The organism is Brevibacterium sp. CT2-23B (assembly GCF_013168765.1).
Classification (GTDB): Bacteria; Actinomycetota; Actinomycetes; order Actinomycetales; family Brevibacteriaceae; genus Brevibacterium; species Brevibacterium sediminis.
On the sequence record NZ_JABBYK010000003.1, the window covers coordinates 547,998 to 565,832 of the forward strand.

Below are 17,835 nucleotides of genomic sequence, written 5' to 3' on the forward strand. Positions count from 1 at the left end.
TGATCTGATTCACAGGTGATATCACAATACCGAATCCACTCACTGCTTGCCACTCTCCCCATGCGGTTCGAGTATCAAAAGTGCAGGTCAGGAACAGACTATGGCCCGAGCTCGACACATGTGGCCGAGTTCCAAAGCGTTCCGTGGACAATTGTCGATCACGGCAGAGATGCTCCATCGTCCGACCAATGCACATCCGAGCACCGAGGCGGCCCTTCTTCGGGAAGACGTGTGCAGAATTCGCACGATCCCATCGCTCGCCGGGGCGGCCCATCCTCGGGAGATCGAGTGCAGGTCCCATGAGCTCCGTTGGTGCACCGGGGTGTCCCATCGTTTCGATGCCGAGTGCCGTTCCGCGAAACCGAGTTCAATGACGTCTGCGCTTGCCCTGGTAGTCGCGCGTCTTCCCGAGATCACCGGTGAAGAAGCCTGAGTTCTTCGAGGTGAAACGGTCGATTGCGGAATTCCCGCCCTTCAGCAGCAGTCCGATCGAGGCCGCATAGGCGACGGACGAGTGCGCTGCCCCGGCCGAGGCGAACATCGCATCGAGTTCGGCATCGGTCTTGTCCGCCAGCTCGGGGACCTTGCGCAGTTCGTCGGGGTCGTAGTCGACGGTGATCGTCGACCAGTTCTTCGTCGCCGGGTTCTCATTGCCGTCGAGATCGGGGACGAGGTCCTGTTCGTGCTCGATCGAAAGCACGTCGATTCCCGAATCGATGGCGAAATCGGAGACCGGAGCACCGACCGTCATCAGGGCAGTGACGTTGACATCGTCGAGGAACGCGGGGTCCGCGGCCAGAGAGCCTGCGGTGATACCTCCCTGCGAATATCCGACGAGCATGACCTCGGCGCCGCGGCCGATCCCGGCATCGGCGATCGCCTGGCGCACCATTTCGCGCATCACGGTGTCGTTGCCGGCCATGCCCTGCACGTTCGTCGTCAGGTCCGTCGTATTGTCACCCGACTTCGGAGACCAGTCGGTGGTGGCCGGGACGTAGACGATATAGCGACTCGTCCCATCGGGTCCGACGACCTCCTCGATGCGGACCTGCCCGGAATCGGCTCCGCGGTGGCAGTTCGCTTCGCGGATGAAGAGGTCTTCGACATCACGCGGCGGCTCTTTGTGCGGCGGAGTCAGGCCTTTCGCCCTCCATACCTCGACATCGGAAGGCAGCAGCAGTCCGAACGCGTTCGCACCCGCCAGGACCCAGATCGTCATCGACGTCGAGTCGTGCGGCCAGAACGCGTGATCGCCGTCGGAGTCGAGGATGAATGGAGGCAGCCCGAAGAATCCGACGACGAAGCCCGGCAGCACATGCTCGATGACGGCCCCGGTGACGTCGGACTGTTCGAACGCGAACGTGATCAGCGCTTCCTTCGCTTTCGCCTTCGTCTTGCCCAGGTCGATGCCGAACTGCTTGGTGATGACATCGTCGAGTCCGGTGGCGTCGAGGATCTTCGTGACCACGACGACCTGAGCGCCGACGACGAGCGCAACGGGAATGATGACGGGCAGGCTGAGTGCGATGATGCGACCGGTCGCGTACCCGAGAGCGTCGAGCAGTCCGCCGAAGACTTCGCTGATGCCCTTCTCCGCCTGCCGGTATGCGAAGGCAGCGGCTCGAACGGCGAGCAGTGTCGCCTCGAGTTCGAGCACCGAGGCGGTCAGCTGGGCGTGGAACCGGATCCGGCAGGCATCGAGGTTGAGCGCCGTCACCGGGGCGGGGACCTGGGTGAGCAGGGTCGCGAGGTCGAAGTCTCCGACAGCGGCGTCGACGGACAGATCACCGATGTCGGCGATGACGGTCTGCAGTGCGTCTCCGCTGCCGTCGGCGCGTTCGTCGACGGTGATCCGTCCGCCTCCGCGGGTCGTCGAGTCGATCATCGCGGGTCTCCTCTCATGCCCCGGTCGCTGCCGCCCTCATGCCCCGTTCCATGCCGGTCCCTGGCGCCACAAGCCCACGGGGCCACGAACTCCCGGTCGTCAGCCGCTGCCGCCGTCAGTGATGCTGCCGTCAGTGATGCCGCCGTCAACTCGGAGCTCCTGCCGTCAGCGTCCGCGTGAGCACGGCGCTCAGCAGCTTTCGCACCGCTGATTCGCCGGCGTCGACGTCATCGTCGACGGTGACGGAATCGCCGGCGCGCTCGATGACCGGCCGGAACCATGTCCCGCCCTCTCGGCGGAGGAATTCCAGTCCTGTCGCACCCCGTCCGGACGCCCAGCTGAGCGTGAGCACACAGTCCTGGTCGACGAGCTCGGTGAGATCCTCGACGACGTGCCCGATCCGTCCCGGCTCGATCCGGCGCAGCAGCTGGTGCCGCGCGAAGTCTTCGAGTCCCTCCCCCTGCAACGCGAGGATCGCATGCGCGATCCCCGGCCCCAGGCACAGTGCCAGGTGGACGGTTTCGACTCCCGATGACACGACGACGCTGATGCGCGTGCGCACCCGGTTGAGTTCGGAGGCGAAGCCGCGCAGCCATGCGGTGAGCACATCGAGGTCCCGCTTCGCGCCCCCACTGCCCTCGCCCATTCCCGAGGGTGCGGCGCCAGTCCCCGAACCTGCGGCCGCAGCCCCCGAACCTGCGCCGGAGATCTCCTCCTCCGCCGAGACGGCTCGGGAGTCCCGGTCGACCCGGCGAGGGAGCAGATCGGGCGGCCAAAGACGACGCAGCCGTTCGGGCAGTCTGCTGATCCGGTCGAGGTCGACGACGATCCAACTGTCGATGTCGGCGCCCTCACGTTCGGTGGGGTGAGTGTTCACAGTTGGATCCGCCCGCCCACCGACACGACCTGCAAGTGGAGGTCATACGCCTCGGCGAGCTTCTCCGCCTTCTCGCCCAACTTGTCGATCGATTCTGCGCAAGAGGCCACTCGGTCATCGAGCAGCGCTCCCGCCGGGGAATCCCATCCGTCGATCTGGCGGCAGCTCTGCGCCAGGGAGTGCAGCACCTCCGCTCGCCGCCTCCACTGCTCACGATTGCGCTCCAATTCGTCAGTGATCATGTCCCAGTCCTCCCGCCTGCCTGTTCGGCATCCGTGCCCGAATCACTCGACCGTAGGCGGCAGCGGCTCGAGCAGAGAAGCCTCGATTCCAAGGCTGGGGAAGAGGCTTGAGCATCCACAGGGCACAGGCGTCGAAGTCGCCACCGAATCCACAAGGGGCGATGCTCGAGTCTCGTGGTCCCGCCGGCGCCTGGCGATCGGTCGGCGCGGACGGGTGCCGCTCCGATTCGCCGCTCATGAGAAAATGAGGGCATGCCGACTGTTTCCCTTGCCGAAATCTCGCCCGCCATCGCTCTCGGACCGCTTGATGGTCGCTACCGCAAAGACACCGCTGACCTCGTCGATCATCTCTCCGAGGCGGCGCTCAACCGCAACCGCATCATCGTTGAGATCGAATGGTTCATCCATCTCGCACAGAACTCGGTGATCGAGGGCGTTCGCACCCTCACCCCCGATGAGATCGACGGACTGCGTGCCTTCGCCGCCGACTTCGACGCCGACACCATCGCCACGCTGGCCGCTCATGAAGCCGTCACCGTCCATGACGTCAAGGCCGTCGAATACACAATCAAAGAAGCCCTAGTGACGATCGGCGCCGAGGACCTCGGCGAGCTCGTCCACTTCTGCTGCACGTCCGAAGACATCAACAACCTGTCCTGGGCGCTCGGCATCAAGGGTGCCACCGAACAGGTGTGGCTGCCGAGAGCGAAGGCCCTCATCGACGCTCTCGCCGAGTCCGCCGCGGAACTGGCCGAAGTTCCGATGCTCGCCCACACCCACGGTCAGCCGGCCACTCCGACGACGATGGGCAAGGAGCTCGCGGTCTTCATCCACCGCCTGCGTCGTCAGTACGAACGCATCGCCGCCACAGAGTTCCTCGGCAAGATCAACGGCGCCACGGGCACCTATTCGGCCCATCTGGCCGCTGTGCCGGGAGCGGATTGGCCGCAGATCGCCCGCACCTTCGTCGAAGACCGTCTCGGGCTGACCTTCAACTCGCTGACCACGCAGATCGAGTCCCACGACTGGAACTCCGAGCTGTTCGCCGATATCGCTCGGTTCAACCGGATCGCACACAACCTGGCCACCGATATGTGGACCTACATCTCGATGAACTACTTCAAACAGATCCCCGTCGCCGGTGCGACCGGTTCGTCGACGATGCCGCACAAGGTCAACCCGATCCGCTTCGAGAACGCCGAAGCGAACCTCGAACTCTCCTGCGCCCTGCTCGATTCCCTCGGCTCAACGCTGATCACCTCGCGGATGCAGCGCGACCTCACCGACTCGACCTCGCAGCGCAATATCGGCGTCGCCTACGGCCACTCGGTCCTCGCGCTCAACAACCTGGTCAAGGGCCTCGGTGCGCTCGCCATCAACGAGGATGCTCTGGCCGCCGACCTCGACGGCAACTGGGAGGTCCTCGGTGAAGCCGTCCAGTCGGTCATGCGTGCCGCCGGACTGCAGGGCGTGCCGGGAATGGACAACCCGTACGAAACGCTCAAGGAACTCACTCGCGGCAAGCGCATCAACCAAGCTGATCTGCAGACGTTCGTCGACGGTCTCGGACTGCCCGAGGAGCGTGCCGAACTGCTCAAGGCCCTCACGCCCGCCACCTACACCGGTGTCGCGGCTCAGCTCGCCGAGTCCGAGGTCTCGGACTGGAAGGCCTTCAGCGAAGGCTGATCTCAGGGCCTGACAACGCCTCGAGGCCGGTCTCCGAATTCGGAGACCGGCCTCGATGTGCATTTCCCTGGTCGGCCGACGCCGCCCTGACTCAGGCTTGGCGGGTCGCAGCCACATGACTCACGGTTCACAGCCGCCCTCGCGAGTCAGCCTCGAGAGTCAGACGGAGGGGATGTCGAAGGTCGTCGTGAACTCCGGGACCTTCTCGTCGGTTCCCAGCACCTTGCCGGGTCCGCGTTCATAGCGGATCGTGTAGGCGTCCTGCTTCTCGTTCGGAACATAGGCGAGCCAGCCCTGGTGGGTTCCGCCGTCTCGGCGTCTGACGTCTTCGAAGGGCTCGTAGCCAGCAGCTCGCATTTCGGCTTCGAGGCCGTCGGTCTGGTCGTATCGGTAGTCCGCCCCGCCGTCTTCGGAGATCTTGAATGCTCCGGACTGGATGAGTCCGCTGTATTTCTGCCCTGGGGTGATCTTGACTTCGAGGAGGACTACTTCGCCCCCGAGTTCGATCGCCGATGCCCTCTTGGACGACTCGAAGTTCCGCACCGCAGAGAGCACCTCGATCTTGTCCTGCATCTCCGGATCCTCGAAGCTTTCGCCGATGCTGACCTGCCCCTGGCTGCCGGACGACGCTCCCGAGTCCGAACCCGTGGACCCGTCAGCCGACGAGGTCGACGACGAGGAGCCCGAGGTCGACTGATCGGAACTCGCGTCCTGACCGCCGGTCTGGTCCTGTCCGGCCTGTTCCTGGCCGTTCTGGTCGGCACTCGACTCCTGACCGTTCTGGTCGCCCTGACCCTGAGCGTTCTGATCCTGGTCGCCCTGATCCTGAGCGTCGGCATTCGGCTGCTCTCCGCTCTGGCCCTGTTCGGGCTGGACGGCCTGGCTGATGAGCGAGCAGCCCGAGAAGGCGAGTGTGCAGCTGAGCAGGGCCGCAGCGGTGAAGGTGGCACGCTTCATGCGTTTCATGATGACTCCTTGATCGGTCTCTCGCACCCGGGAGTCGTTCGCCCGAATGCGTGTTCTGAAACCAACCTATGAGTTCATCGAGCGCGAGATGTGCGCAGAGTGTGGCAGAACGGCAACGTCTGTCACCGATCCGCCGCAGCCCCCGAAGAGTCGCACTCAGCGAGGCGTCGGTGTGCCGCTTTGAGAGGGTCGCGCGAATTCCCCGGCCACATTCTCAAGCGGGCACGAGATGCTTGTCCGCGTCCACCTCGGCGAGGGTCTTCTTGCCCATGCTGCGGGCGAGGATGAGAGTCGGGACTCCAGCGACGACGATGACGACGGTGGCGTAGATCGCCGGTGCCAGAGTGATGCCGGTCGACGACATGAGTGCCGTGGCGATGAGCGGCGAGAGACCGCCGAAGAGGACGGTGGCGACGTTGTAGCCGATCGCCATGCCGGAGAAACGGCTCGTGCCGGTGAACTGCTCGGGCACCATAGCGGCGGCCACCGCGCTCCACCCGGCGGCGGGAATTGCGAGGAACGCAACACCGAACACCGCCCCACTCGAGGAGCTGCCGCCCAGCAGAGCGTATGCGGGAATGATCGTGAACACGAAGACAGCCATGAGAACGGCCAGGGCGGGTTTGCGCCCGAACCTGTCGGAGGCCAGGCCGAAGAACGGAGTGACGACGATGGCGACGACGGCCGCGACCGTGCCCAGGGCCAGGGAGCCGGAGTTCGGAACCTTCGCCACCTCTTCGATGTACGTGGGCACATAGGTGATGTTGAGGAAGTAGCTGACCGAGCCGATCGAGGAGATGAGGAAGGCCACGAGGATCGCCCGCGGCTGTTCGAGGATCGCAGTGATGAGCGGGGAGCGCTCGAGGGCCGTGTCCTTCGTGCCCTTCTTCTCCTTCTCTGCCTGCTGCAGCCGTTTGAAGGTCTCGGTCTCCTCCATCATCGACCGCAGCGGAACCATGAGGATGGCGAGCACAGCACCGAGGACGAACAGCAGCCGCCAACCCCAGGAGTCCATTGCCTCGGGGCTGAGCGTATTCGCCAGCAGCGCACCGGACCCCACCGCCAAGAGGGCGCCGACCTCGCTGTTGGCCGCAGCCCAGCTGGCCGCCAATCCGCGCTTTCCCGGTCCCGCCGATTCCATGAGGAAGACCATGATTCCCGTGTATTCCGCGCCGACGGAGAATCCGGACAGGCAGCGCAGGGCGACCATGAGCACGCCTGCCCAGATGCCGATCGTGTCGTAGTTCGGGATCACCGCGATCCCGAGCATGGAGATCGCCATGAGGACCGCGGAGATGATGAGCGTCGATCGTCGCCCGATCCGATCACCGAGGTGGCCGAAGACCATCGCGCCCAAGGGCCGGAAGAGGAATCCCGCCGCGCCGACCCCGAGGGTCAGCAGCAGAGAATCCGTCTGATCGCCGAAGAACTCCTTGGTCAGGGTCGTGGCGACATAGAAGAAGATCGAGAAGTCGTACCATTCGACGACGGTGCCGAATGCGGCGACGAACATCGACCTGCGCCGGCCTCTCTCCCGCTCGCGGCTGGTCGCCTGAGTGGGTGATGCGGGATGGTTCCGATCCGACGCGGTCATTCCCCGATCGTACCAGCACGCTCGGACATGGGAACCCGCAAAGGACTTCGGCGAAATCCTGCCGAGGATTACGGCGGGGACGGGCCGGGGGCTGCAGCGGGAGGGCGCCGAACACGCCGGCACGGAGGGCAACGACCAGAATTATATTACCGACTAGTAGCATCCTGGCGTCGTGGTGATTACGCTGAAGCATATGGACTCACTTCTCAAACAGGACGTACGCATCCCGGTGCCGAGCCGGTACGGATCCAACGACCTCGAGGGACATCTCTTCCTCCCCACGGCCGACCCCCGTGCGGTGCTGACGATCCACCCGGCGACCGCGACTCCGGAGCGCTTCTACTTCTCCTTCGCCGAGGCGGCCGCCGCGAGAGGGTTCGCCGTGATCACCTACGGCTTCCGCGGCGTCGGCGATCGAACGGAAGCTCGCGCACATCGGCACATCCGCATGCGCGACTGGATCTCCGAAGATGTGGCGGCAGCGGGTGCCTGGGCGGAGGAGAGATTTACTGATCTGCCGCATACGGCGTTGGGCCACAGCGTCGGCGGGCACGCTCTGCTCCTGGGATACGGCGGTCAGCGCCTGAGTGGAATCGCCACGGTCGCCACAGCGATGGTGGCGGCGCGCCAAATCGCACCCCGCAGCGAGCGATTTCGGGTGGAAGTCGGCCTCGGCGTCTTCGGCAGAGCGATCACTCGGGTGTTCGGGTACATGCCAGGCAGCCGAGTGGGACTCGGTGAGGACATTCCCGCTGCCGCTCTCTACGAGTGGACGAAATGGCTGCGCCGCCCCCACTTCTTCTTCGACGACCCGAGCTTCGATGCCGAGGCACGAGCCTCCCGACTGCGCACACCTGTGCTCGCCATCGGCACCTCAGACGATCCTTGGGCGACGCAGGCGTTCATCGATGCGATCACCGACCGGCTGCGACTGGCCCCGGTGACTCGTCGCACCTTCGCCCCGGAGGAGCTCGGAGTGAAGAGCATCGGACATCACGGCCTCATGCGCAGATCGACCGCCGAGGCCGCCTGGCCGGAGATCCTCGACTGGCTCGACGCGCGAGCAGCCGAAGAATAGGTCACTGCCGGAGCTCTTCCGCGCCCAGAAATATCCGATTGCGACCACTTTCCGGTCGCCAGTATCCGTTTGCGACCACTTCTCGGCTGACCGGCCCTCAACTGCGGGCGATGCCGAACACTCTCAGCCGCGGGTGACGTCGACGGACCTCAGCGCCGCGTGACGCCGAACAGCGAGTCGGTGAAGCGATTGCCGAACATGGCCTCCGGATCCAGTCGAGCCCGCAGATCGCAGAAGTCCGCGAATCGCGGATAGAGCTCGGGCAGGTCAGCAGCGGTACGAGTGTGGATCTTGCCCCAATGCGGGCGGCCGCCGTGCCGGCACAGGATCTCCTCGACGACGCGGAAGTACTCGGCGAAGTCCTCTTTGATGAAGCGGTGGACGGCGATGTACATCGTCTCCCGCCCCGATGCCGTCGACAGGGGCACATCGTCGGCGGCGGCGCACCGAACCTCGAGGGGGAATGAGATCGCCCACCCCTTGGCCTCGATGACGTCTCTGATCTCCCGAATCGCCTCGGACCCGGAGTCGAAGGGCAGCGCGTATTCCATCTCGTTGAACCGCACCCGCCGTGGGGTGACGAACACATCGTGACCCGGCGCCCGATACGTCCGGTCTGCCACGACGGACTGAGCGATCCGATTGATCGAGGGCACCACGGCCGGGACCTTGGCACCGAGCTCGACGGCCAGCCGCAGCGCCCCGTTCTCCACCACCTCTTTGTCGAGGAGGTTGAGCCACCGGTTGCGCACCCCCGCCTCGGCGAGGTGACCCGGCCCGGCCTGCCCAGGCTCGACCCGGGTGTTCGTCTTCGTCAGCACCGAATCGGTGTGCGGGAACCAGTAGAACTCGAAATGGTCTGCCCCGCGCATCCGCTCGGTCAGCCCATCGAGGAGCTCGTCGAATCCGGCGACCTTCTCCTCGGCGATGAGGTCGAAGGCCGGCACGCACTGGAGTTCGACCTCGGTGATGACTCCGAGGACGCCGAGGCTGACCCGTGCGAGGTCGAAGATCTCCGGTTCCGCCTCGGCCGACAGCTCCCGTACTTCGCCGTCGGGGCCCATGAGGCTCAGTCCGGTGACGGTCCCGGCGAACCCGGTGAACCCGATCCCGGTGCCGTGTGTGCTCGTCGAGATCGCACCGGCAAGGGCTTGCGGATTGACGTCACCCTGGTTCTCCAGGGCCAGGCCGAAGGGTGCGAGGAGGGCGGGAATGTCCCGCAGTCGGGTGCCGGCGTGGAAGCGGACCCGGCCGGCCGCCTCGTCGACGGCGACGATCCCCGACAGTGCGTTGAGGCTGACCATGACGTCATCGCCGGCGGCCACGGGAGTGAACGAATGCCCGGCCCCGACGACCCGCAGACGATCCCCGGCAGCTGCAGCGGCCGTGACGATTCCCGATAGCTCCTCCGCCGAGGCGGGACCCGAGAATGTGTGCGGATGTGCGTGGACGTGCCCGGCCCAGTTCCGGAACGCTCGTCGCTGCGCGGTCCAAGCGCGCGCTTGAGTGCTTCGGCCTCTGTTCATCGTGCTCACAGCACCAGTCCCTCTCCCCTGTATGTCGACCAGGTGTCGATGATCGTCGATCCCGAGACGACGAGGAATTCGTTGAAATGTTCGGCCAGTTCGCCTGCTTTCGCATGCCTGAACCACACGAGATCGCCGATGCGCAGCGATTCCGTGCCGGGCCCGGTCAGCGGAGTCTGCACCTCGCCGGGACCCTCGAGACCGGAGTACTCGAGGCCCGGCGGCCAGGCGATGGTCGGCAGCCGGTCGGAACCAGGAACCCCCGACGCGATGAATCCGCCTTTGAAGACCGTCACCCAGCCAGGGCCGGGCCTGCGCACGACGGGCGTGACGAAGTACGCGGCCGGCCGATGCCGAAAGTGCGTGTAGCCGTCGAAGAGTCCCGGGGAGAAGAGGCCGGATCCGGCGGCGAGTTCGGTCAGAGTGCCCTCGACGGAGCTGGATTCGAACGAACCGGTCCCGCCGCCGTTGACGAATTCGAGGTCGACAACCTCGCGGACTGCGGCGATGACGGCTGCCCGCCGTTCGGCGAGTTCGGTGATCGAGGCCTTCTGCATAGCGCGCACGATCGTCTGCCGCACCGAGCGTCCGGCATCGGCGGTGCCGGCGATCTGCCCCTCGTAGAACATCATCCCGACGAGGTCGAAACCGGGCCGCGCAGCGACCTGCCGGGCAAGCGCGATGGCCGCTCGCCCGTCACGGATCGGCGAGCGCCTGGCCCCGATATGGACGCGGTCGCCCAACCAGGATTCGGCCGGTCGATAGGAGGAGTCGACGTCGATGCACACCCGCACCGAGGCGGCTCCCGCCTCGGTGAGGTTCTTCCCCTCCCCTGCCGGACCGGTCCCGTCCGAGGAGGACTTCCGCCCCGCCTCGGCGAGGTTCTCTCGGACGTCGTCGATGATGTCGAGGTGGTCCACGGAATCGATCATCAGGGTGATGTTCGTGCACGCTCCCGACTCGGCGAACATCCGACTCAGGGAAGCTCGGTCGAGGCTGGGATAGCCGATGACGATATCGCGGATGCCGCGCGCATGGAGGAACAGCGCCTCGGGGACGGAATAGGCGAGCACCCCGGAAAATGCGGGATGGGCGAGCGCCCGGTCGATGGCGGCGGGCACGCGCAGCGACTTCGTGGCCAGGCGGATCGGCAGTCCGCGAGCCCGCTCGGCAAGGGCATCGAGGTTCGCGTCGAAGGCGTCGAGATCGAGGACGGCGGTGGGTGCGCCGGTCCCCTTCAGCGCCCTCCGCAGATCACTCGAAACCATATTCGGTAGTCTAGCCTGCGATGACCTACGTCACAGAAAGAGGAAGCCGATGAGTACAGAGACCGCCGCACGCACCTCCGAAGCAGACGCTGCCGGGACCCCTTCCGCGCATGTCACCGCGGCGCTGCGGGACTTCCTCGACACCGATCCGTACGCTGACGCCTCCGGCTCGGGCGAGGTGATGCGCGGAGTCGAGCCGTTCACCGGCCAGGAGGTCGACAGGTTCGCCCGGAACACTCCCGACGATATCGAGGCTGCCTACGCCACCGCGCGCATTGCCGGCGAGGCATGGGCCGCTCAGTCGGTCGAGCACCGAGCGAAGGTGCTCACCCGACTGCATTCCGCACTGGTCCGGAATGAGGATCTGCTCCTCGACATCATCCAGTACGAGACCGGCAAGGCCCGCATCCACGCCTATGACGAGATCCTCGATACCTTCAATGTGCTCCGCCACTACGGGGTGATGGCCGCCCGCTATCTGCGCCCCGAACGTCGGCGCGGAGCCATCCCCGTGCTCACCCGCACCGAGGTCACCCGCACCCCACTGGGCGTGATCGGCTTCATCACACCATGGAACTACCCGCTGACCCTGGGGGCGACCGACCTGTTCGCCACCCTGACCGCCGGCAATGCCGTCGTCCACAAACCCGACTCGACGACGACGCTGACCTCGGTGTTCATGCGCAGACTGGCGATCGCCGCCGGCCTGCCTGCCGAGGTCTGGCAGCTCGTACCCGGGCCCTCCGCCGAGGTCGGACCCGCGCTCATGGCCGGCGCCGACGGAATCTCGTTCACCGGGTCGACGGCCGCTGGGCGGTCGATCGCCGCCGAGGCGGGGCAGCGTCTGCTCCCCGCCGCGCTCGAGCTCGGAGGCAAGAATCCCCTGATCGTGGCCGCCGATGCGGATCTGGAGAAGGCCGTCGAGGGTGCTGTGCGCGGATCGTTCTCGTCGGCCGGGCAGCTGTGCATCTCCATCGAGCGCATCTACGTCCACGAGGACCTCTATGAGACCTTCTGCGCCCATTTCGCCGAGGCGGCCCGTGCCTACCGTCTCAGCGCCGCGTTCGAGTACGGCCCGGACATGGGCACCTTGGCGGGACCGAAGCAGCTCGAGACGATCACCAACCATGTCGAGCAGGCGCGCAGCGCCGGTGCCACGGTTCTCGCCGGTGGACACCCGGTGCCCGATCTCGGCCCCTACTTCTACGCCCCGACCGTGCTCACGGATGTTCCTCCTGAGGCGGAGCTGCATCGCGAGGAGACCTTCGGTCCCGTCGTCTCCGTCTATTCGGTGCCGTCGGATGCCGCGGCGATCGCTGCGGCCAATGACAGCGACTACGGACTCTCGGCATCGGTGTACTCACGCTCCCACGGGCGTGAGATCGCGCGGCAGGTCGAGGCCGGAATGGTCAACATCAACGAGGTCTACCCGGCCAGCTGGGGATCCATCGACGCACCAGCCGGCGGAGTCAAGGCCTCTGGAATGGGCCACCGGCACGGCCCTGAGGGCCTCTTTCAGTTCATGCACTCGCACACGATCGCGCAGCAGCGCCTCCACCCGATCGCACCAGCCGGCCCCCTCGACCAGGCGAAGTTCGCGAAGGCCATGACCGGGGCGCTGCAGGCCATGCGATCCCTGCGCATGAAGTAGACCGGCGAAACTCAGTTGACGGTGTCGAAGAATTCGTGCGCCACCGGCACGGCCGCCTCGGCGCCGAATCCGCCGTCTTCGACGAGCACGGCCACGGCCAGGTCGCCCTGGAATCCGGCGAACCACGAATGGGTGCGCGGCGGGGAGTCATTGCCGTATTCGGCTGTTCCGGTTTTGCCGTGGACGGGATCGCCGGGAACGTCCTTGAGATCGGTGGCGGTGCCCTCGGTGACGACCGCTCGCATCATCTTCGAGATCTCCTTCGCCGCTTGGCCATCAAGGGCCGGAGGATCGTCAGCCCCTTCCGCACCCGACTCGTCGACGCCGGCATCGTCGAGGGCATCACCGAGCACGAGCTGCGGGTCCACGGTCTCCCCGGCCTGCACCGAGGCGGCCATCGTCGCCACGGACAGCGGGCTCGCCTGCACCTTGCCCTGACCGATCATCTGCGCAGCATGCGTGACCTCGTCGTCGGCCGGCACCGAGGCGGTCTTCGCTCCGATGCCCAATGTCGCAGCCGTCATGCCCAGCTGCTCGGCTGCTGCGATCAGGTCGTCGCCGGTGACCTCGTCCCCGGAGGAGACGAAAGCGGTGTTGCACGAGTGTGCGAAGTCGTCGGCGAAGCTGACGTCGCCGAGCACTTCGTCTTCGGCATTCTTGAACCTCTTGCCACCGACCGTCACTGTCTGCGGGCAGTCGATCGTGTCGTCCGGCTTCACCCCGGATTCGAGGAGCGCGAGGCCCGAAGCGATCTTGAACACCGAGCCGGGAGCGTACTGGCCGCTCAGCGCTCGGTCCCAGGCCGCTCCTTCCGGGTCGTGGTTGGCCACGGCAAGGACGTGACCGTCGCTCGGTCGGATGGCGACGAGAGCTGTCGGTTTCCTGCCGGTCGCAGCCGCCTTGTCCGCGGCTTCTTGGATCCGCACATCGAGGGTGGTCTCGAGATTCTCGCCGTCTTCGGCTGTGAAGGCATGGAGACTCGTCAGCTTCGTCGTTCCGCCCGTGTCATCGCTCGCATCGCCTTTCGCGAAGACTTCGACGCCGCCAGGTCCGCTCAGCCGATTGTTGAATGTCTTCTGCAGACCCGTGCGGCCGATGATCTCGCCGGGGATGATCGTGGCCTGAGATTTCTCGATGTCGTCGGCGCTGGCCTGCCCCACGGAACCGAGGGTGGCCTGGGCGAACCCGCGGGACCGGGTCAGGGTCTGGGTATCCTCGGTGAACAGCACTCCCGGCAGATCGTGGATGGCGTCCTTGACCGACTTGTAGTCGTCTTCGCGCAGCGTAACGACGGGGACGAGCTGGTTGCCTTCGGCGTCATCGACGGACTTCTCGAGATCATCGGCGTCGAGGTCGAGGGAGTCGACACCGTCGTTGAGTCCGCTGACGAGTCGGCCGATGGTGTCGGGTTCGAGTCGATTCGGGTGGACGCCGATGTCGACGACCTTCCCCTCCTCCATAAGCACTTCATCATCGGCGCCGAGGATGTTCCCCCTCCTTCCCTGGTTCGCGCGCAGTTCGAAGCGACCGCCCTGGCCGAGCTTCGGGTGGATGGCCTTCTCCGTGAGATCTGCCCACCAGAAGAGCCCGTTCTTCTCCAGGGGCAGCTGTGAACTGTATTCCCAGGACTCTCCGTCGTTGTTCGCCCACGTCCAATCGAGTGTGGCCAGGGTCCGACCGTCGGCCTCGGTGATGTCGTCGACGGTGACCGACCGCAGGTCGACTCTCGTGCCCAATGCCTTCGTGACGCGGTCGAACAGGCCCTGGGCGAGGTCCTTCTCATGCCAGATGTCCGAGCTCAGCTGCTCTTCGGCGAGGTCGTGGGCGGCCGCCTCGGCGGCGGAGGACTTCGTCATCGGCAGCCGGAAGAGAGCGAAGACTCCGGCTCCGGCGAGCAGCACGAGGACGAGGGCGACGGCCAGCCAGACCCGGGACTTCTTCGACATGGAACCATCCTCTACCGGGGTTCGCCCGATGTCCATTGCCCTGCGGCGAGACCGGCGCAACGTCGGCCCCACGACCGATTGTTGGGGCGATCCACGGCGGTTTCGGCGTTCAGAACGCCGTGGATCGACCCAACAATGCTTGCGGCGTCGGTCACGGTCGGCTGCTCGCGCAAGTAATCCGCGGTCAGCCTGCGTCGGGGACGACGGTGTATTCGAGGACGGGACGACCGGCCGAACCGTATCGGGGACGGCGTTCGAGCATGCCGGCGTCGGCCATGGATTCGAGGTAGCGGCGAGCGGTGACTCGGGAGACCCCGAGCCCTTCGGCCAGCTCTGCTGCGGACTGGCCGGGATTCTCATCGAGCAGGCTCTTCACCTCGGCTTGGACCGCATCGGGCACTCCCTTCGCGGTCGCCGCCACGGTGTGCGTGCGCAGGGCCGAGATCGCTTTGTCGACCTCGGTCTGGGTGACCTCGCCGTCGTTCGAATCCGCGCCGAGGCGGTTGCGGAAGGACGAATACGCCTCGAGTTTGGATTTGAAGACGGGGAAGGTGAAGGGCTTGATGATGTACTGGGCGACGCCGTAGGACAGAGCCTCCTGCACGATCTGCATATCCCTGGCAGCGGTGACCGCGATGATGTCGACGTCGACGCGTTGGCCGCGGATAGCGCGGCAGACCTGCAGCCCGTGCCCGTCGGGCAGGTTCATATCGAGGAGGACGAGATGGACGCCGGAGGGATCGAGGCCGTAGATCTGACCTGTGAGAGCAGCCATCGCCTGAGTGGCATTCTTCGCCACTCCGGCGACGTGATAGCCGTCGATGCGGTCGATGTACTTCGCGTGAGCACGGGCGGCGACCACCTCATCCTCGACGACGAGCACACCGATGCTCGATTCAGGCGCAGTTGTGTCCGACATGCCGCCAGTCTATCTTCACCCGTTTGACAGCGTCCCGGATCGTGTTGCAGTCCCGTCACATCCGGTTCCGGTCCACCTGGGCGGTGCCGGCATCACCGGCGATCACCCGCCCCTATCCGACCTGCCCGTCGCCGGACTGTCCGGAACCCGACCTGCCTGCCGCGGTCTGACCCGCCCCGATCTGACCCACATTCCCCGGGTCGGGCAGCCACACCGTGAGCACTGCGCCCTTGAATCGGTCGCAGTCCTCCCCGTGGCCCTGCACGTCGACGGCTCCCCCGAGGCGGCGGATCGCCTGCACGACCAGGGACAGCCCGACCCCGCGGGTGCCCGTCTGCTGGCGACCCTGTCCCTGGTCGGTCTCGACGCCATCGTGCTTCGTCGACCAGCCGCGCTCGAAGATCGCGTCGAGGTATTCCTCGTCGATTCCCGGGCCGTCATCGCTGACCTCGATCGTGAATCCGCCGGGACCGCCGGAGCCGGAGAGTTCGACATGGACTCTCTTGTCCTCGGGCAGTACGTCCTGCCTGCTCAGGGCGTCGAAGGCATTGTCGACGAGGTTGCCGAGGATCGTTGCGAGGTCGCGATCGTCCCCGCCGAGGTTGCCCGTGAGGTCCGCGGTGTCCACCGTCATCTCGATGCCCGCCTCGGCGGCTTGGGCGATCTTCGACAGCAGCAGCGCCGAGAGGACGGGATGGTCGAAGGTCATCGACCCGTCACCGTTGACCCGGTTGAGATCGTCGATGTCCTTGGCCGCGAAGTCGATGGCCTCGTCGACGTGCCCGGTCTCGAGCAGGGACACGACCATGTGCAGCCGGTTCGCGTATTCATGGGTCTGCGCGCGAAGGGAATCGGAGAAGGAGCGCACGGAGACGAGTTCGCCGGAGAGCTCGGCCAGCTCCGTGTGATCGCGCATGGTCACGACCCACGTGTCGCTGGCCGCCTCGGTGGGCTGCTGATTGACGACGAGGACACGGTCGTCGGTGTAGTGGATCTCGTCACGAGCCCACCGTCCGGAAGCGAGCAGATCGTGCAGCGCCGCGGGCAGGTCGAGTTCGCGCAGCGGCATCTCCTCCGCCGAGGTGGGGCCCGAGTCCGCATCGTCGCCGGCGGGCGGCATGCCCAGCAGTTCCCGGGCCTCGGTGTTGATGAGCACGATCCCGCGGGCTCGGTCGACGAGCAGCAGTCCTTCGGAGACGGCCGTGAGCACGGAGGAGTAGAAGTCGAGCATGCTGCGCACTTCGTCGGCACCGTAGTCACCGGTGACCCTGCGCAGTCCCCGCGATGTCACCCAGGACGAACCGATGCCGAGGACGAGGGTGAGGACGGCGATGCCGATGAGCCATTTGCCCTGCGCCAGGAAGCCTTCGCGGACCGAATCTGCGGAGCTGCCGACGATGACGGCGCCGACCACGGTGTCCGATCTCAGTCCGTCGACGCCGACGTGCTCGGCGTAGACGGGGGTGACGACGTACATGGTGCCGTCGGCCGGGCCGCCGTCGTTGATGAAGCGCACGGTCGACCTGCCATTCTGCAGGGCCTGTCCGTCGACGGCCTGGGCCAGCTGGTCGATGGAGTCCTCGGGGATCTTCCCGGAATCCGCCGAGGCGGTCTTCGCTTCCAGCGCCTGCTGGCGTCCGGGTGAGCCCAGGGTCGGCGGCGTGAGGAGGAAGTCGATGGGCACGACCGCGGCGATGTCGAAGCCGTATTGGCTGATGACGTTGTCCAGCAGCGTCTGAACGTCGTCGCGGGATTCGGAATCGAGGTAGTCGTCCTGGCCGACGTCACCGGTTCCGACGAGGCCCAGTGACATCGAGATGTTGTCCGCGGCCGACCGCAGCAGGTCCTGTTCGCGCTTCGTGTTGAGTTGGGAGAGCTGGAGGTAGAGCAGACTCGTCGTGAGCACCATGATGCCCACGAGCATGATCGAGTTCGCGAACATGATCCGCCCGGCCGCGGAGAGGCGGACCCACCGACTCAGGCGACCCACCGGTCCGGCGGGCCCCTTCGACAGCACGGTGCGCTTCTTCTTCGGCATGGAATCCATTGTGCCACCCGCCCAGCCGCCGTCTGCCTGATCGGGCCGGGAGGTCATTCGGCGGGTTCAGAGGGCCGGCTGGGTCAGTCCGCCTGGTCAGTCAGCTGTGGTCGGCCTGCCGGGTTCAGAGCGCCAGGCTGGTCGGTCAGCCGCGTCATT

At 66.0% G+C, this 17,835-nt stretch carries 13 protein-coding genes; 3 read left to right on the plus strand and 10 right to left on the minus strand.

The genetic code is table 11. The annotated features are described in order from the left end of the window. Positions 1 to 367: 367 nt before the first annotated feature. The 3 genes from HIM68_RS10990 to HIM68_RS11000 all read right to left on the minus strand — a co-directional run bounded on the left by HIM68_RS10990 (position 368) and on the right by HIM68_RS11000 (position 3,004). A complete protein-coding gene (locus HIM68_RS10990; RefSeq protein ID WP_172172061.1) occupies positions 368 to 1,885 on the minus strand; it encodes a hypothetical protein in 1,518 nt (505 codons plus the stop codon). 145 nt (positions 1,886 to 2,030) lie between these two features. Beyond that, positions 2,031 to 2,762, minus strand: coding sequence for a hypothetical protein (locus HIM68_RS10995; protein WP_172172063.1), 732 nt, complete (start codon positions 2,760 to 2,762; stop codon positions 2,031 to 2,033). Then, positions 2,759 to 3,004 carry a hypothetical protein gene (locus HIM68_RS11000; RefSeq protein WP_172172065.1) on the minus strand — a complete coding sequence of 82 codons (246 nt, stop codon included), beginning with the start codon at positions 3,002 to 3,004 and terminating at the stop codon, positions 2,759 to 2,761. The genes HIM68_RS10995 and HIM68_RS11000 overlap by 4 nt, the downstream gene beginning before the upstream one ends. Before the next feature lie 252 nt (positions 3,005 to 3,256). On the opposite strand from HIM68_RS11000, the gene purB reads away from it, so the two are divergent. Next, positions 3,257 to 4,690: an adenylosuccinate lyase gene (gene purB / locus HIM68_RS11005; RefSeq protein ID WP_172172067.1), complete on the plus strand. Its 1,434-nt coding sequence runs from the start codon at positions 3,257 to 3,259 to the stop codon at positions 4,688 to 4,690. A gap of 159 nt (positions 4,691 to 4,849) precedes the next feature. On the opposite strand, the gene HIM68_RS11010 is transcribed toward purB, so the two are convergent. Together HIM68_RS11010 and HIM68_RS11015 are read right to left on the minus strand one after the other, a co-directional pair. After that, positions 4,850 to 5,656, minus strand: a complete 807-nt coding sequence (locus tag HIM68_RS11010) for a transcriptional regulator (RefSeq protein ID WP_172172069.1) — start codon at positions 5,654 to 5,656, stop codon at positions 4,850 to 4,852. Positions 5,657 to 5,870: 214 nt separating this feature from the next. Further along, positions 5,871 to 7,250 carry an MFS transporter gene (locus HIM68_RS11015; RefSeq protein WP_101547017.1) on the minus strand — a complete coding sequence of 460 codons (1,380 nt, stop codon included), beginning with the start codon at positions 7,248 to 7,250 and terminating at the stop codon, positions 5,871 to 5,873. Positions 7,251 to 7,443: 193 nt separating this feature from the next. Here HIM68_RS11015 and HIM68_RS11020 point away from each other — a divergent pair, with 193 nt between their 5' ends. Then, entirely contained in the window at positions 7,444 to 8,328 is an 885-nt protein-coding gene (locus HIM68_RS11020) for an alpha/beta fold hydrolase (protein ID WP_139467463.1), read from the plus strand. Positions 8,329 to 8,477: 149 nt separating this feature from the next. Here the strand turns inward: HIM68_RS11020 and HIM68_RS11025 are convergent, their stop codons facing one another. Both HIM68_RS11025 and HIM68_RS11030 read right to left on the minus strand, forming a co-directional pair. Next, positions 8,478 to 9,854: a D-arabinono-1,4-lactone oxidase gene (locus HIM68_RS11025; RefSeq protein WP_172172178.1), complete on the minus strand. Its 1,377-nt coding sequence runs from the start codon at positions 9,852 to 9,854 to the stop codon at positions 8,478 to 8,480. A 5-nt stretch (positions 9,855 to 9,859) separates the two neighbouring features. Next, complete coding sequence (locus HIM68_RS11030; protein ID WP_172172071.1) at positions 9,860 to 11,122, minus strand: amino acid deaminase/aldolase; 1,263 nt, start codon at positions 11,120 to 11,122, stop codon at positions 9,860 to 9,862. A 49-nt stretch (positions 11,123 to 11,171) separates the two neighbouring features. Between HIM68_RS11030 and HIM68_RS11035 the strand changes: the two genes are divergently transcribed. Continuing rightward, positions 11,172 to 12,773, plus strand: coding sequence for a succinic semialdehyde dehydrogenase (locus HIM68_RS11035; protein ID WP_172172073.1), 1,602 nt, complete (start codon positions 11,172 to 11,174; stop codon positions 12,771 to 12,773). Between the two features lie 11 nt (positions 12,774 to 12,784). On the opposite strand, the gene HIM68_RS11040 is transcribed toward HIM68_RS11035, so the two are convergent. The 3 genes from HIM68_RS11040 to HIM68_RS11050 form a co-directional block, all read right to left on the minus strand. Then, a complete protein-coding gene (locus HIM68_RS11040) occupies positions 12,785 to 14,719 on the minus strand; it encodes a penicillin-binding transpeptidase domain-containing protein (RefSeq protein ID WP_172172075.1) in 1,935 nt (644 codons plus the stop codon). 184 nt (positions 14,720 to 14,903) lie between these two features. Then, positions 14,904 to 15,638: a response regulator gene (locus HIM68_RS11045; RefSeq protein ID WP_172172077.1), complete on the minus strand. Its 735-nt coding sequence runs from the start codon at positions 15,636 to 15,638 to the stop codon at positions 14,904 to 14,906. Positions 15,639 to 15,750: 112 nt separating this feature from the next. Continuing rightward, positions 15,751 to 17,676, minus strand: a complete 1,926-nt coding sequence (locus tag HIM68_RS11050) for a sensor histidine kinase (protein ID WP_172172079.1) — start codon at positions 17,674 to 17,676, stop codon at positions 15,751 to 15,753. Between the last annotated feature and the right edge of the window lie 159 nt (positions 17,677 to 17,835).

Coding starts and splice junctions, on each gene's coding strand:
- HIM68_RS10990 (WP_172172061.1), bottom strand. CDS start 1,885: ATGATCGACTCGACGACCCGCGGAGGCGGACGGATCACCGTCGACGAA.
- HIM68_RS11000 (WP_172172065.1), bottom strand. CDS start 3,004: ATGATCACTGACGAATTGGAGCGCAATCGTGAGCAGTGGAGGCGGCGA.
- purB (WP_172172067.1), top strand. CDS start 3,257: ATGCCGACTGTTTCCCTTGCCGAAATCTCGCCCGCCATCGCTCTCGGA.
- HIM68_RS11010 (WP_172172069.1), bottom strand. CDS start 5,656: ATGAAACGCATGAAGCGTGCCACCTTCACCGCTGCGGCCCTGCTCAGC.
- HIM68_RS11015 (WP_101547017.1), bottom strand. CDS start 7,250: ATGACCGCGTCGGATCGGAACCATCCCGCATCACCCACTCAGGCGACC.
- HIM68_RS11020 (WP_139467463.1), top strand. CDS start 7,444: ATGGACTCACTTCTCAAACAGGACGTACGCATCCCGGTGCCGAGCCGG.
- HIM68_RS11025 (WP_172172178.1), bottom strand. CDS start 9,854: ATGAACAGAGGCCGAAGCACTCAAGCGCGCGCTTGGACCGCGCAGCGA.
- HIM68_RS11030 (WP_172172071.1), bottom strand. CDS start 11,122: ATGGTTTCGAGTGATCTGCGGAGGGCGCTGAAGGGGACCGGCGCACCC.
- HIM68_RS11035 (WP_172172073.1), top strand. CDS start 11,172: ATGAGTACAGAGACCGCCGCACGCACCTCCGAAGCAGACGCTGCCGGG.
- HIM68_RS11040 (WP_172172075.1), bottom strand. CDS start 14,719: ATGTCGAAGAAGTCCCGGGTCTGGCTGGCCGTCGCCCTCGTCCTCGTG.
- HIM68_RS11045 (WP_172172077.1), bottom strand. CDS start 15,638: ATGTCGGACACAACTGCGCCTGAATCGAGCATCGGTGTGCTCGTCGTC.
- HIM68_RS11050 (WP_172172079.1), bottom strand. CDS start 17,676: ATGCCGAAGAAGAAGCGCACCGTGCTGTCGAAGGGGCCCGCCGGACCG.